This is a genomic window from Wolbachia endosymbiont of Tribolium confusum (assembly GCF_020405475.1).
Lineage (GTDB): Bacteria > Pseudomonadota > Alphaproteobacteria > Rickettsiales > Anaplasmataceae > Wolbachia.
In genome coordinates this window covers 12,927-29,423 of the sequence record NZ_JAIZNT010000012.1, presented here as the reverse complement: position 1 = coordinate 29,423, position 16,497 = coordinate 12,927, and the positions used below count along the sequence as shown (strand labels likewise).

7 protein-coding genes are annotated in these 16,497 nt (G+C 33.5%); 4 read left to right on the top strand and 3 right to left on the bottom strand.

Annotation, left to right across the window (positions count from 1 at the left end; translation table 11 throughout):
* Positions 1-1,401 (bottom strand): ankyrin repeat domain-containing protein (locus tag LEM02_RS06675; RefSeq protein ID WP_226080822.1); only part of this gene is annotated, 1,401 nt, incomplete at its 3' end.
* A gap of 737 nt (positions 1,402-2,138) precedes the next feature.
* Between LEM02_RS06675 and LEM02_RS06670 the strand changes: the two genes are divergently transcribed.
* Both LEM02_RS06670 and LEM02_RS06665 read left to right on the top strand, forming a co-directional pair.
* A complete protein-coding gene (locus tag LEM02_RS06670) occupies positions 2,139-3,422 on the top strand; it encodes a hypothetical protein (protein WP_226080820.1) in 1,284 nt (427 codons plus the stop codon).
* A gap of 28 nt (positions 3,423-3,450) precedes the next feature.
* Positions 3,451-10,716 carry a hypothetical protein gene (locus LEM02_RS06665; RefSeq protein ID WP_226080818.1) on the top strand — a complete coding sequence of 2,422 codons (7,266 nt, stop codon included), beginning with the start codon at positions 3,451-3,453 and terminating at the stop codon, positions 10,714-10,716.
* Here LEM02_RS06665 and LEM02_RS06660 read toward each other — a convergent pair.
* Positions 10,711-11,503 (bottom strand): IS5 family transposase gene (locus LEM02_RS06660; protein ID WP_226079615.1). Its coding sequence is split into 2 segments (ribosomal slippage): positions 10,711-11,238 and positions 11,240-11,503, totalling 792 coding nucleotides; the frame shifts between segments, so codons are not numbered across the junction. The genes LEM02_RS06665 and LEM02_RS06660 overlap by 6 nt on opposite strands.
* A gap of 87 nt (positions 11,504-11,590) precedes the next feature.
* Between LEM02_RS06660 and LEM02_RS06655 the strand changes: the two genes are divergently transcribed.
* The gene (locus LEM02_RS06655; protein ID WP_226080816.1) at positions 11,591-14,461 is read left to right on the top strand and encodes a hypothetical protein; all 2,871 of its coding nucleotides are present in this window, start codon (positions 11,591-11,593) and stop codon (positions 14,459-14,461) included.
* On the opposite strand, the gene LEM02_RS06650 is transcribed toward LEM02_RS06655, so the two are convergent.
* Positions 14,443-15,354 (bottom strand): Rpn family recombination-promoting nuclease/putative transposase, encoded by a 912-nt coding sequence (locus LEM02_RS06650; protein WP_226080815.1) that lies wholly within the window; start codon positions 15,352-15,354, stop codon positions 14,443-14,445. The two genes, LEM02_RS06655 and LEM02_RS06650, sit on opposite strands and share 19 nt — an antisense overlap.
* Positions 15,355-15,467: 113 nt before the next feature.
* Between LEM02_RS06650 and wmk the strand changes: the two genes are divergently transcribed.
* Positions 15,468-16,376, top strand: coding sequence for a WO male-killing family protein Wmk (wmk, locus tag LEM02_RS06645; protein WP_226080814.1), 909 nt, complete (start codon positions 15,468-15,470; stop codon positions 16,374-16,376).
* Positions 16,377-16,497: the final 121 nt, after the last annotated feature.

Here is a 16,497-nt window from a genome sequence, read left to right as displayed (position 1 = left end):
CATAGTTACTGTCAACATGGCTATTACACCTACAGAGAAACTAGTCTTTATTGCTTTTGAAGTTTCAGAATGCTTCTTTTCTTGAAAATTAAGATACTCAACAATATTTTTGTGGCCGTTTCTATCAGCTAAATCCAGGGGGGTATTACAATCAACGTCCTTTACGTCAATAGTAGCCTTTTTTTCCTCTACAAGATATTGAACTATGTCTGAGCGACCCATTCTAGCAGCTTCATGCAACGCAGTACTGCCATTTTTGCTTTTTGCTTCAACGTTAGCCCCTTTGTCTAACAGAGCTTGAACTACTTCTAAGTGACCAGTTTCAGCAGCAATATGCAAAGCAGTACAGCCTTCGTTGTTTCGTGTTTCAAAACTAGCACCCTTTTCTAACAGACATTGAACTACTTGCAAATGACCACGTCCAGCAGCTTCATTCAAAGCAGTATCGCCATCCTTGTTTTGTGCATCAATATCAGCACCTTTGTCTAGTAGAGCTTGTACTATTTTTAAGTAACCCTCTCGAGCAGCAATATGCAAGACATATTTGAAACTCTTCTTTAGTATGTCAGCATTATCCATTTTATCTAATAGAGCTTGAACTACTTCTAAGTGACTATTTGTAGCAGCATAATGCAAAGCAGTTAAGTCATCATTTTCTTTTGCCTCAAAAACGGCTCCTTTTTCCAACAGAAATTTAACTACTTCTAAGCGTCCCTCGCTAGCAGCAATATGCAAAGGAGTTTCATTATCATCGTTCTCTTGGTTAATATTAATTCCTTTTTCGTCTACAAAGTATTTAACTATTGCTAAGCAACCATTTTCAGCAGCAAGATGCAAAGCAGTATCGCCATTGTTGTTTTGTGCATCAATATCAGCATCTTTATCTAATAGAGCTTGAACTATTCTTAAGTGACCTTCTCTAGCAGCATAATGCAAAGCAGTACGCCCTTCGTTACCTGGTTCCTCAACACTAGCTCCTTTTTCTAACAGAAATCGAACTACCTCTAAGTGGCCATCTTCAGCAGCTATATGTAAAGGAGTATCATTATCATCGTTCTTTTGGTTAACATTGATTCTTTTTTCATTTATAAAGTACTTAACTACTGCTAAGCAACCACCTTCAGTAGCACAATGAAGAGCAGTACAGCCTTTGCTATTTCGTTCTTCAACACTAGCTCCTTTTTCTAACAGAGCTTGAACTACTTCTAAGTTACCATGAAAAGCAGCACAATGTAACTCAGTATTACTATTACTTTCTTGTACATGATGTTCATCTATTTTTAAGTAACTACTGAGAGTAGCTAAATATGACAGCGTAGTTCTCACACTCACACCAACTTGATAAATTGGTATGGTGCATGTTGCATAAAAATCTTGTTCTTTCAACTGATTAGAACACATAATTTTACCTCATTTTAAAAACCTATGCTTTGATTATTACATACTTGATATGATCAGCAAGAGTTTTATATGTTTCTCGAAACTGCAAATTTGTTGTACATAGGTATAGAAAAATATCTTTTATTTCGAATTTGATAGAAAAATACTTCAACTTAGTGTCATAAGGATTTCAATTATTTACTCCTTCAAAAAAGGTCATACATTTGTGAGAACAAGCCTCGTAAAATAGGGTTATAAAAATAGAAAATTTAAATTATTTCCATAATCTTAGGCAAAACAGTTCGTATGTAGACATGGATGAAATGTGCTAATGTGGCTAGTTTTAGCGTATATCAAAGTCAGAATATAAAAAAGTTCGTACGGTACAAATGGTAGACCATAAGATTCCAAAGAAAATTGTTCTCACGTGTAGCAGTTTTGGGCGCTGGAAATGGTTAAGTTATTTGAGATATTAATAATATATTTTGTTAAATTAATACTAGTTCATTTTAGAATAGTAATTAAGGTAGATTTATAAAAAACAGAATTTAAAAGCAAATAAAAGGCCTTATATTGAGCCTATTAAGAGCCTTTTGCCTAAAACTACTTTGGGTTAGAAAATTTTTCTAAAATAGTAATTGACAAAGTTTTAAAGGTAGAGCAACATGCCTAGAATATAATAGAAGCTCATTCATTATGGTATGTGAGAGGGTTAAGAATCAAAGTATTTTTTTATTCATTTGCAAAGAGGGGTAATTATGGACCGTGGAGATATTCCGGAAGTTTTGTTTTCATCTGTTAAAGAGGATGATCCTTATAGGGCATCTAAGCTCCTCCAAGTTGAACGCTGGTGCTATACACATTCGAAGATAATTGGAAGAAGTGGTAAAAAAGGATACAATCTTATTGCACAAGTGTTATCTGATAAGGAGTCTTGGGAGGAAGTAGGAGGATTACATGGAGTCAAGCTTAATAGACGGGAGGTAGGTAAAAGGCTTACTACACTACCAGATTCAGATAATGCTTTTGGCAGGGCAAGTAGATACAGAATTGCATGTGAGTGTTGTTTGGAGGATGAAATAAGAGCTATCTTTGAGGAAAGAAAAGAGGAATTGTCTGCTCAAGGTAATGATAGCTTGCTTGAGTATCATCACTTAGTTAGGTGTTGTGGAGAAGGTCCTATAGCACAGTTTTGGTCACATTTTATTAGTGGGTATCTTGATAAATTGGATTTAAGAGGTCGTCATCCATATGAGTATGGGCTTGATTGTGCAGTAGATTGGAAAAAAGTAGAAGCAGTGGAATTCTTTTGGAATAAGATAAAATCATTGCCTGAAAATGAAATGAGTGAACAGAAAAAGGATGAGATCTTAATGAAAAATGCAATTTATTCAGCAGGACCTAATTTTCGCGTTTACCCTGATATATTCGAGTTCTTCCTTAATCAGATAAATCCTGATAGATATCCAGAGCTTTTGAAAAGAGATTTGGAAAGGAATACTGAATATGCCTCTTTATACAGAATGCTAGAAATGTTTAATTTTGATCTATTTCAGAAGTTATTTGATTTTTTGAAGCCATGCAATATTCCAGAAGATGATTACTATCTCTGGTTAAAATTAATGGTAAAGGAATGCCCAGAGCATTATTTAAGTACAGCTATGGAAATTTTTATACGTATATGGACAAGAGAGGGATTTGATGATCATCGTACTTTGACATTGAATAAAGAAATGATGAATAACTCTGTTTTTCAAGGAAGATTTTCAGTGCATTTGGTTGAAAAAGGTTTTATGAAGCCAGTGTGGGCAATTTTAGATAAAGCTAACTCTGATCAGATTAGGGAGTTTATGTCTTCTGAAAAAGCAAATTATATACGTTCTATATTAGAGCAAGGAGATCATGTTTCATTAAATAAGTTTTTAGCGTATGGCAAGTCTGCTGATAAAGAACTTGATCAAAAAAACATACCTGGTCCAAGTGGTGATTTAACTGAGGTAGAGCTTAGTAAACAATCTTATGTGGGGGTAGGTGATCATTAAAATATTATATGTATAAAAGGAGGGTTATATGCCGAACGAAGAAAGACCACAAGATTTTGAGTTAATAGAACTATTAATTAGAGAGGTGAGTTCAGATGTAGCAAGTACTTCAACTCAACAGGGAAGTGATTTTAAATCTTTCAAAGCAAGGTTTCAATCATATATTGATCAGGTTCCATCGTATTTACATTCAGTAGGTAAAGAAGGATTTTTTCCTCATTTCTTTCTAGGAAGCTTTTCTACTTTGGTAGACACAGAAATTGCAACAAAGCTGAACATTGAGAAAGTATATTTTAGTTTTGATAGTGCAAAGACTCTAAAAGTAGCTGTTATTAAAAAAGGAGAAATCAAAAGCCCAGAAGATGCTGCTGATAAAGTAAGGCTCTTTGTTATTGCAGAATCTGGTAGCACAAAGAAAAAGTTTAGCTATGGTGAGCTAGATAAGATATTAGGCAATACTAAAGTCGCCAGGAATAACATTGTGAGGCTAGCTAGAGATCAAGGTAAGCTAGGTGTGAGGTTGGTAGAAATCACTAAAGAAAAAGATGACAAAGGGAAAATGGCAGGAATATCTATTAATGTGGAAAGTAATAAATTGGACAATGATGCTTCTACAACACATGAGTTTAAGGAAATAAAAAAGGGGGTATGGAATAATCCAGAAAGTGATATAGCGAAGCTAACTAATTCGAATGCAGGAAAAGTAAAGGAATCTGTCGAAGAAATTCTTAAAAAAGTTAGTAAAATCCACTCTGAATACAAGGATTCACTTATGTACGGTGAAGAAAAGCGTACGCTATCCAATGGCAAAAAGGTTATCGTTCAACTCCGGGAAACAGCACATCATGGGTTTATAGCAGGCGCCCTAGTGAATTTTCGCTATAGACATAATCTTAGGGTTTATCTAGAGCAATTTGCAGGGAGAGGTTACGCTGATATTGTTTTAGTGCCTCGTGGTAAGGATAGGTCATTGAATGCTATTCCTATTATTATAGAAATGAAGGCTGCTACTAAAGCAGAGTTAGAAGAAGGTAAAATAGGAGAAAAGAGTGGAACTGCACCAACTACTGCTTTAAAGCAAGCTGAGGATTATACAAAAGGTTTTCAACCGAATGTAATGAGAATTTTAACTACTGCAAATGACATGCTATGCGTTGGTGTAAACCTTGATCATCCATCCCCTGTTTCGAATATCGTTGCTAAATCACGTGATCAAGAAATCACCCCTCTTTTTAATGATATAATGGAATCTATTGATGGACGAAATAATGGTAGAATTAATGAAGAAGGGCTGAAGGAGAAAGTTCAAAATAACATAGAGCGTATCTACCATACATTTCCTGGTACAGGAGATAATCATTATTTTAGTAGGTTTTTGTTAGGGCAGTCTCTGTTATTAAATGAAGTTCAAGTTTTAGAAAGCAGTTTTAAAAAGCACGTTTTTATTTATGGAGAAAATATACCCACAGAAGCTCAACCTGAACCTAAATCTCAACGTCTTAAAGATCAGAAAAGTAAAGGGCAAGGTGCCGGTCAACCATCTAACTTGGATCAAAGCCATGGAGTTGTGACAATGGTATTTATTCCAATCAATGTTCAAAAATCAGTTTGTGTGATGAATATTGTTGAAACAGATGGAAGAGATAATGCGATGAACAAGGGAATTCCTCTTGATCAACTTCAGCAAGAAATAGGAAACAGGAAAATAGTTGAACTAAACCTTAGTTTTAACATTAAGAAAAAATCAAAATTTGAAGAGTATTTTAGCGTGGAGGTGGGAGAATCCGTTTCCCTAGAGCAGTATAATAGAAGAGAAACTAATAAATTTGAAGGTAATTTTAAAGATATTCCTTATCCTACCGAGTTCAAGGAAACATTTGATAAGGTATTAGAGTCTCAGCTTGCTTCTTCACAAGATCGATCTCAATCAATAGGCAAGTATAAGGAGTCATTTGAAAAGTTAGGTGAGGCAATGCTGCCTTTTAAAGATTTAATAGAAAAAGAAGCACATACTCAAGCTGTGTTTCATGGAGTATTTAGCCACTACAGTGATATAAAATTAGGAGAATTACAAGAAAACAGAGCTTTAGTATTAACAGAGTTTCAAACTGGAAGGGGAAAACGTATTGATATGCTAGTGCATGGTATTAAGTTTGCAGATCAGGCTAGCAGTGCTAAAGAATACGATCCAGTAGGTTTAGAACTTAAAGGACCAAGGGAAGGTAAGACAGCTGATGCATTGGTAAAGGAGGCAAATGATCAGATAAATACAGAGTATGTAAAAGGTGTAACTTATAAAACACTTACAGATGGAAAAGAAGTGGGTTTTATAGGCGTTGTGTTTGATAAAAGTGTAAGTAATGCAGATTCTCTTATCTTAATGAGCAAAGATGAGTTTGCTTCTGTTAAAGTAATTCATAGCTCTATCTTTAGTTTTAGTCAGCAGCAGCCTGGAAAGAGATTTGATCCAAATAGTTGTGTGGGGCAAAGTAGTAGAAGCAAGAGAAGCATTAATAACTGTTTGTTTTCGAAGGGTGATGTAGAAAAATTCAGTAAAGGAAATATAGATGAAAATAATGTAGACAAAATTATAATTGATAGTGAGAAATTTCTAACTTATGTTAAAAGCAGTCAAGATAAAGGGAAAAACGCTCAGCTAGTAGAGTTTATTGGAAACAAAAATATTGAAGGTGACTATAAATATTTAGTTGATAAGGTGATTGGAGATCAAGGGTATGAGCGCTATATTCAGAATGAGCGTATTAAGGATTTGCAAGGTGATGTTTTACAACAAAATGGTGGTTTAACAAAAAATCCAAAATTAAAAAGCAGATTAATGAATGCTGCAGGTGGAATACAATTGATAAGAGGAATCCATGGAGCTATTGTATCTTGCAAAGATGGAACAGCAACGGATTGTGGATTAAATCTAGGCGGAGTAGGATGGTCTTTTGCATCTCAACCAATTGAGAATGTAATGGTTAAAATTACTCCAAGAGTTGTAACATCAGCTGAAAAGGTTGTAGGAAAAATTATACCAGGTACTTTAGGTAAACAGACAAAATTTGTTATTCGAGTTGCAGGAGTAAAATTTGGAAGTACAGTAGCAAAAGGTGTGGCAGGGGCTGTAGGTGGTGTCTTTGATATTATTGATATAGGCATATCAGCAAATAATCTTGTAGACTGTAAAAATAGAGAAAGTAGTGATAATCCATGCGGAGAGAAAGAAATAAGGGATAATATAGCATCTATATCCTTTTCTGGAGTGTCATTTGTTTCTGGTGTTGCTCTTACAGCAGCTGGTATGCCGGTGGTTGGTATTGCAGTTGGATTTGGGCTCATGGTAGGTTATGGAGTTTACAGTGGTGTCAGCAATATTGTAGAGTACGAGAAAAAGTATGATACGACCCATGGAGAAAACTGGAGCATATTTTGGAGAACGATTCTATTTCAAGATATGGCATCTGATGTGCAACACCTTGCAGATAGAAAAAACACAGTTGATAGTCTAGCTAAAGAAGTATGGAAGGCTTTAAATAATGCTCCTAATAGTGTTGTTGCTTATGGTGTTGGTCTTGGAAAAGTAAGTGATAATACTCTTCGGCCTGATTATGCAAAGATTTTGATGGATAAAGAAGATACCAGTACCAAAGATCTTTCACGTGTCATACCTGATAGTATACCAGGTGCCAGCAGGATTTGTTTGCCAAAGGTTACTGGGCAGGATTATGAAAAAGGTATTACAAGTTCAGTTCAACCGCCTTTATACTACTGTGAGAATGCAATGGTTATTAGTCACGATAGTAGGGTAAAAACGAAACAAAAAGGTAGTACAATTGTTTATGATTTACAAAATATAGATAAAGGCGAAATTGTTGGAAGCAATAAATGGAACAATAATTTTCTCATTTATCCAGGTACAACAAAAATAACTGGTGGTAATAATGTAGTAAATAGGTTTGTTCTTGTAAATAACCCTAGCTTTTCAGGCAAAATGATTGGTGGAAGTAACTCTATTAATATACTTGATCTAAGTCAATTAGCAGAAAATAAAGTTACAGGTGTGATTGACTATCGTTTTAAGCCTAATGCCTATGGGAGATTAAAGGTAAGAATAAATAATCGTTTGTTGATTGATGATGATGTTAGTAACAACCTCTTTAATTACCATTATATTGGAAGGCAGAACAAGGTAGATGAGATCTTGTGCATGGGTTATTCTGAGCATTTTACAGAAAGTGATAGCCGTGATGTTATAATAGATAGTGGCGGTGGTCTTAATAGAAATAGAGAAGATGTAGTTGAAAATTGCAGAAAAGTAATTATTTCGCCTTATACTACAGTCAAGGGTAGAAAAAGCAATTATACTTTTTACGTAAAAGTTGCAGACTATGAAGGTAGGGGTTTATATTCAGAAATTAATGTAGATGGAACAGGAACTGTAGTTTTTCCAGAGATTGATTTATTAAGTGATTGTGATCAGATAACCTACTCTAAAGAGAGTAATACTTTATCTTTGAAAATAAATTTTGGTCAAAATAATCAATTTACTCTTGATGTAAAAAATTATGTCGAGCAGAGCAGTAAAAAACCTCACTTTGTACTGATAGATAAAAATGGTAGTAATATTGTTCCTAAGATTGAGAGATCAGACTCAGCAACTATAAAGATTAATTCATTTGAATTACATTCAGAACATTCTTTAGGTAATTTTAAGGATGTTGAAAATCATTACAAAAAGATTTTAAACGATGATAAGGATTATAAAGTTTTGAGTGTTATTAGAGACAAAACACAGAGTCAAGATAATAGTGTTGTTCCACATATGGTTTTTGGTTCTTCAGGAGATGATGTAATCAACTTTGATCAAGGCACTATGTTTGCGAGAGGAGGAAAAGGAAGGGACGTATATGTTATTACTGATGATATAAATAATAAAGAAGTTAAGATTGATAATAATTCAGATGATGAAAAAGTGGACACATTATTTATACCAGAGGTTGAAAAAGGTTTTTCAATCCAGCAATGTGACTTGCATTTAAATTATAGCAACATTAGTATTCAAGTAAAAAACTACCTGCAAGATCATAATCATAGGCATTTTATAATTATGAACAAAAAAGGAGAAGCTTTTATCCCTAACATACAGTCAATGTCATGTTCTTCTTCAGGAAAAGGCAAATTAGTTCCCTTTTTACAAGCTACACAAGCTCAGAGTATGTTTTTATTGCCTAAAGATTTTGAAGATGATCATGTAGTGATAGATTCCCGTCTTGAAGATATTGAGAAATACAAAGATAAAGATGCTCTTTTATTAATAAGAGAAAGTGAAATTCCTTTTATCATTAGAATAGAAGGATTCTATACTGATCGAAGTAAATGGGAAAATATTTCTTATTCTCTCTGGAATAACAATGATCTTTTTCCATCTCCTGGTTTATTAGAGAACATCGATAATGTAATGGAGTATAAAGACAAGCTTAGAGATGACTATAAAAAGGTTGTAAAAGAATACATTATAGATTTTAGTAACTCTACTAATATTGAGCATAATCAAAAATTAGAGAGAAATATTTCAACTTTTGTAGGGCAAGAGGAGGAACGCATAGGAGTAATGATATTAAAGAATATTGCTCCTAATCAGATTGAAGTTTCTAGTAGTGGTACAGATCTGATATTTTGTGATAAGAGGTCCAATCATACGATCAAGATAAAAGGTTGGAATAATAGTAAGTCTTATAGGATTTCTACATTGGAGTTTGATTTAGGCTTAGAACCAATAACAATACGCAGATTAGATAAGTTTAGCTTACACGAGGTAGGAAAAATACAAAGTTTAATTGGTAAAGCTTCAGAAAATTACCAGAATAAAAGTAAATATAGTCCTAAAGTAGAAAATGACTTTAAATGTTTAATATCAGTTGAAGGTTTTGAAAGAGAAAACAAAGAACCAACATATCAATGTCTTGGTTTTTCTTCACTTCAGGACCAGGTTAGCTTTACAGAAAATTTCTGTAGTTTAGAGCAACTCACTGAATTTAGAGATAAATCGAATAGCACTCAGGTTTCATCGTTATCAAAGAATTTACAAAACGATCTTTCGTTAAATGGATATGATCAAAATATAGTAGATAAGTGCTCTAAATTAATATTGGCTGAAGAAAATAATCAGCAAAGTAAAATATCTTCTATGGTTAAAAGTGTTGAAAAGTTTACTCTCTTACATCCTATAGCTGCTACTTCAGGAAGGTCATTAATCGAACCAAAAAATAGGTTCAATCTAGGTAGTTGTTTAGGTCATAGAAGGAAAAGGGATACTAACCGCTGTTTAGCTTTATGGAAAGATATAGACGAATTTAATGAAGAAAAGAGTGAGAAAAGAAACGTTAATAAAATTAAAATCAATAGCGAAATATTTGTTTATTATATAAAAGGTGTAGAAGATGAAAGTAAACGCGTTCAGTTCATTGATTTAGCAGGCCAAGTTGAAGTTACAGGTAAGTTCCAAGGTTTAGTCAATAAGATAGTTCGTAGTCGAGAGGCTATAAGCCACTTAAACAAGGTAGGAAAAGTTTCTAGCATTCTAATGCATGGTATGATTGCTAAAAATGTTTTAGCTGATTTTTTAAGCGGTGATTACACAGGAGTAGCAATTAATTTAGGGTTTATTGCTGGAGGTCGAGGGCTTACTAAAATTGTGAAAGTTGTTAATGCTCAAGGAAGTGGTTTCATTATAGATGGTAAGTTACTTCTTGGTAGATCTTTAAAGGCAGCATCACCTTTTCTTGCTCGTAGTACTTCAGCTTTTGTTGTTTATGATTTAGTGAATCAAATTAGAGAACTAGAAAGTGGTGATAAAGATGCTCTAATACCAGTTATAGGAGATAGCATTTATTTGGGAGCTGATGCTGCAGAGATTGGTATAGAAGTTGCTGAGGCTTTTGAAGTACTAGAGGGGGTATCAAGTGTTACTGGTCCTATTGGTACTACAATTGGAGCTGTAGTATTTATTGGTACTGATATTTATATGGCAGTAAAAAGAGTTGATAAAATTGATGAGATAGTTCACTTAACTGGAAGAGAAAGAATTATTGAAGGGTTACGTGCATTTGTAGGTATAAAACCTGAACAATATATAGAAGAATTAATGGAAGAAAAACAGGCTAACGATCAACTAGTAAAGCGAGGGCTTGAATATTTAAAACAACATAATGATATCCAAAAATATGTTTTCCCTACCGGAAAGTCAATTATAGATTCTTGTTACACTTTTACTATAAGAGCCTGTTCATAATCTTTTCAGAAGCAAAGCAGCGAAAGCAAGAACGACCATTTGCAGGCTAGTGTTGAGTTTCCGCTCGCAATTTTTCCACAATCGCCTACATTTTTGCAACCAAGCAAAAGATCTCTCAACAACCCATCTTTTCGGCAATACGACAAAGGTGTGTAATTCGTTTCGCTTTATTACTTCAACGGTAGCGCCAATAGTTGCTTTTATTTGTGTTGCAAAATTTTCTCCTGTGTAGCCAGCATCAACTAGTATATTTTTAACTTCAGATAGGTTTTCTTTAGCATTTTTAACCATTCTCACAGCGCTACTACGATCAGTTATTTCTGCCGTTGTTATATAAATTGCGTGGGGTAAACCTTGCGTATCTACCGCAATATGGCGTTTTATTCCTGAAACCTTTTTGCCTGCATCATAGCCTTTTTCTTCAGCAGTATCTGCATTTTTTACGCTTTGTGCATCAATTATGCAGAAGCTGGTTTTTTCTTTCCGACCATTGTTTTGTCGGACCACGCCAACTATTTTTTTTTAATACCAGCTCCAGAACACTTTCTTTATTTGCATCTGCTTTTTCACTCCACTTCTTAAAATAGTCGTAACAATTCCGCCATTTTGGAAACTCTTTTGGTAACATTCTCCACTGGCAGCCACTTTTTAAGACGTATAACACTCCACAAAATACATCATATAAATCAAGTGTTCTTGGCTTTGTCCTCTTCCTGCAAGACTCCAGATCTGCTACAATAATCTCAAACTTTTCTCGACTTATATCACTTGGATATAAATTTCGCATATCCTACTTTATATACTTTATCCTCTCATTCTATCCCTTTTTTGAGATCACGTACAGGCTCTAAGAAAAGAAGTCTGCAGAACTACTATGGGGTGGTATCCAGACGAATCTGAAATAAAAAGTGATACAACACAGCACTGTAAAGTTGGTGGTCAAGGTATATTCCAGAAGTTAGAACGTGAAAAATGTAAGGTTAAAATTCAAGATGATTTAGATAATGTGGCATTTTTTGATAAGGAAGTAAATAATGTAATTTATGACAGAGCAAAACCAGATGCTCCAGATGAAGGGAGGTTATTCTGTCTTCCAACTGATTCAATACGTCATGAAAGTGGAGGTGAAAATGCTTACCTTTGTCATGATACAATAGGCTTGGATTATCAGGCAAATAGAACAGGAGATTATACTTTAATTGCATTGGGAAAAGGCAGAGATAGAGCAATTGGATTTAAATATAGTCCTAATGTTTTCTTGGTAGACGATGGTGATAAGGACTTTACTGGAGGTGATAAAGATGATTTGTTCATCCTAGTAGGTAATAGGGTTACAGGCAGGTTAGATGGAGGTGGTGGAAATAATACACTAAACTTAGCAGAGTTTTCCTTGAATGAGAATCTCAACATAAAACCTGACTCACATAAAAATGATAGTTCAATATTCTCACCTTCTAATGATATTAGAATAAAAAATATGAATATAATTTATGGTAGGAAAGGAAAACAGGATATAGTGGATTGTGGATGCGATGTAAAATATATAGATGGTCAAGGTGGCTTAAGTAATAACACTCCTGATAATATTACCATACCATATTGTTATAGACCTAGTGAAAAGAAAGTAATAGTAAGACCTAGTACTGAAATAAATAATTTAGACCAATCAAGTAACGGAAATTTTGATTACATTATTCTTTCTGATAAGGGAAAAGCTAACATTAATATTGAACCTGATTTCTCTCTTACAAGACAAAGAAAGCATAATTTTTTATTTAACTATACCCTTTTTGACTTAGCAAGCGTTAATATTAAAAACATTAAAGATATCAATCATTGGCATGCTGGTTATAGAAATATGACTCATACAATAAGAAATGTTACTTTTAGTTTCCTGTCAACTTTATCGAAAGGTAAGTCTATTAATGAAAAGTTTGATATAACAATTTCAGATATTCCAACTAATGCCTCTTATGTACTGAGTGATAATACTGAGATAAAAATAGGAAAAGACAATTCATATGCAATGCATAGTACTGATAAAACTATTGATGAGATTGTTGAAAGTTATCCAACTGTAGCAGACCATTTAAGGATGTCTCTTTTTGTAAGTACAAATAACGAAACTGTTGTTATGGGGCATGGAAATCATGACATAATTAATAATAATTTTTTACAAAAAAGTCATCTAATTGGCAGTGGTGGTGAGAATGTGTATGCCATTACTTCAGGTCATGAGACACTTGATATAGAAAACCTTCCTATTCCAGAAGTTGTAATTTATGATGATTTCAATAAAAAGAACAGTTTAAAGGATACGTTAGATTTACGTCGGTTGGTGCAACAAGTAAATAGTGACTTAAGTATAGAGCCAATATCAAAGGTTATCAGAGACGAAAATGATTTACTCATTAAGTTATCTATATCAGCTACTGCCTTAAAGCAAGATGTAATAACGGTTAGACTAAAAGATGCATTTGTAAATAACTGGTATAAGGAATTACAAGTTATTCTTAATAATGCGCCTATGAAAATAAGTTCTGAATTAGAGTTAAAACCACTACCTTTGATATTTGACAGGACTAAAGAAGTAATTGTAGTTACACCTCAAGATGTAGAAGAAAAAAGTGAATTAATTATATCTAAAGAAGCAGGGCAATATACTTTTCTTTATTCTGGATATGACTTGATGATTACCAACATTTTTGATGCTGATGTGGAAAAAAATAAGTTTTGTACTATATGTCTTAAAGATTTTTATAAGCAGCCTAAAATGGAGACATTATCTATAAAATTTAATGACACAGAAATATTGTTAAGTAATGAAATAGATAAAATAAATAATGCAGATAGTATTAGTGACAAACTAAATATGAATGGTTACATTAGTTCTATCGTTAAGTTACAAAGTTCTGCACCTTTAGAGGCTGCAAGTAGTAATCATCCTATTAGGCACAAAAGACATAAGGATCATAGTAGACATGGAGATGGTATGCATCGTACAAGACATAAGCATCATAGAGTACAGAAGCGTAACATTAATTACCAAGATAGCCATTACTATATAGATCAATCTGAAATAGCAACAAATAGTGCAGCAAGAACATCTTCATGGATAAATATTGTTGCTAATACTATTGTAGATGCTATTAAAGGTATTTCTCGATTTGTATATTCCCCTTTAAAAGTTGAATTACCTGAGATTCCAGAAAATGGCTCAGATCATTCTGATACAGCAAGAAATCCAACTAAACAGTACACTAGCCAATTTAGTAGTGAGGTTTGTATGAGTAATAATATTGGCTTGATGTTCTTCTTATTACAAAGTTTTCTAGATAAAAAATATCCTCTCCCTAAGTTTTGTTCCATTACCCCTGAAGAAGCTCTGGCTAACACACTGAATATTGTAGAAGAATTTGAAAAGACACTTGAAAAAACAGCTAAACAATCTGGAGTATTAGTAAAAGATGTTAACTTTTTTAAAGTATATTTAAATATAGCAGGCCACGTAAGGAACGAGAGATACTGTCAAATACCAAATACTTTATATTCAGTTGCAAAAGAAGTTTGTCCGAAAAATGAGAAGTTTCTGAGTAATTTAAAAGGCAATATTGAAAAGATGTGTGATGAGCAGCAGGTAGTTAATAGTGGATATCAACCTAACGACATTGCTGATAACAAACCTAGAAGCTACTTAAACAATACAACAGTGGACAAACAGCTATATCATGCTATTTCTTCCTGAAGTTGTTTAATTTCATCTACCGAAAGGCCAGTGATTTCAGCGATAACATCAATAGAGACACCGGCCTTGAGTGAGTTTTTGGCAACTTCAATTTTACCTTCAATTTTACCTTTTTCATGGCCGATTTGAATGCCTTCTTGTCTACCTTCTTTTCTACCTTTTTGAGTAGCATCATCGAGTTTTTGTTCCAAGATAGCAGCTTCTTTTTGTAAATCCATTACCCTTTCTTCATAAGCTACAAGATCTTTCTCATTCCAATGAAATTTATCTAACTCGTCATACGCTAACTTTATTATCGGTGACTTTTCTGCTATTTTTCTTAAATCTTCATCCGTAGTTTCTTCTGCATACTTAAAGAAAAAGCACCATCTCTCAACAGTAGTTTCCAACTGCTCTACTTTACTTTTTGTAAATTTAGGTAGTTCAATGAAGACAAATTGAAAATCTTTTAAATAATGTCCATTAGTTTTTATATCGCGTATATTATGAGTAGAAATATAATAAACATCCGAAGGAAAAAGAGTACTATTAGAAATAGCAATAAAGAAAACAGTCTTAAAATCAATGTAATTGCCGGATTGTCTTGAGTAAGCCTTAGCAGCATAAAGTTGAGCACGTTTTTCAAAGCCTTTATCACGAGCGAGCTGCATTTCCGCAATATACCTATTTCCGAGAGAATCCTTACAGAGGACATCAACGATGCTTTGTTTATCAGAAGCAATCTCAGGGTTCATAATAGTGCTGAGAAACTCAACATCTTGAATAGTATTGACTCCAGTAAAGCCTAAGATGTCATTCAAAAAGTGAATAAGGATATTCTTATTTTTTTCAGTGCCGAAGATTTTCTTAAATGTTAAATCAAGCTTAGGATCTAGAAATTTCGAAAGAGCCATGACAAATTAACCAAGAAAGCATTAATAATTATACACAATTGTGAAGAAATATTCAACTAAAATGCAAACATTTTGTATATCTTTATTTGGTAGTATTAATCTGTATAATATTTATGGCAAATATCTCTATAAGGTATCAGATAGCACAAAAAGTAAGAAGTTGGAGGTTAAAACAAAAATATACCCTGAAGGATTTAGTAGGCAAAACAGGCATAAACTATTACACACTGCTAAGATACGAGCAAGGAACATGTGGCATTCCAATTGAAAGGCTAAAAGTGATAGCAAATGCATTATCAATTCCTATTAGAAATCTCTTTCCAAGACTAAGGGTGCTAAGAGAAGATAGTTGTTTTGACAAAGCTAAGACCCAGGAAATGTATAATTTCATAGAAAAAACAGGAGGACACAAAGCAATTTATATGTTAACCAAATCTGTCCGAGCTGAGGAAGAAAGTAATATAAAAGCAGCAAGAATAAGAATTGCAAAGAATCTAGTGAAGGCGGGGTTTGCTACTGAGATTATCTATCGGGCAACAGGCTTATCAACTGATGAATATGATAATAAGAAGGAAAAAGGTTCTGAGCATTCAAATGAAGGACAAGAGATCAAGAAGTGGAGAATAATCAGAGGATATACACAAGAAGAATTAGCAAAAAAGCTTAATGTAGGACCCTCACAGATACATCACTATGAACAAGGTAGCGTTACTCTTTTAAGTGAAAGGTTATGGGAAATAGCAAAAGAATTATCAGTGGATACTGAAGATCTGATAAAGGAATACAAAGAAAATGATTGCGAAGATGGTGAAGCAGAAAATGAGTTATTAGGTTTGGCAAGAGAATATAGAAAAATTGACAATCAAGAATCACGAGATGAGCTAAATATATGGGTAGAATTTTTATTGCAAAGAAAGCAAATTTACAAAGAGAAGATTGATAAAGTAGAGAAAATAAAAGTTACAAATAATTTACTTAAATTAGGCTTTTCTACTGATGTTATTTCTAAAATAATTGATTAACAACAACCTTTTTACATAACTTGAAAATAAATATGTATTAATATCTTTACCTATTCATGAAAAAATAAGTAAAAAAGATTGAAAAATTGATTTGACTTCACTCGAAAGCTATGGCTCTATG

Bases quoted from the DNA above. Each gene is read 5' to 3' on its own strand.
- LEM02_RS06670 (WP_226080820.1), top strand. From the start codon at position 2,139: ATGGACCGTGGAGATATTCCGGAAGTTTTGTTTTCATCTGTTAAAGAG.
- LEM02_RS06665 (WP_226080818.1), top strand. From the start codon at position 3,451: ATGCCGAACGAAGAAAGACCACAAGATTTTGAGTTAATAGAACTATTA.
- LEM02_RS06655 (WP_226080816.1), top strand. From the start codon at position 11,591: ATGGGGTGGTATCCAGACGAATCTGAAATAAAAAGTGATACAACACAG.
- LEM02_RS06650 (WP_226080815.1), bottom strand. From the start codon at position 15,354: ATGGCTCTTTCGAAATTTCTAGATCCTAAGCTTGATTTAACATTTAAG.
- wmk (WP_226080814.1), top strand. From the start codon at position 15,468: ATGGCAAATATCTCTATAAGGTATCAGATAGCACAAAAAGTAAGAAGT.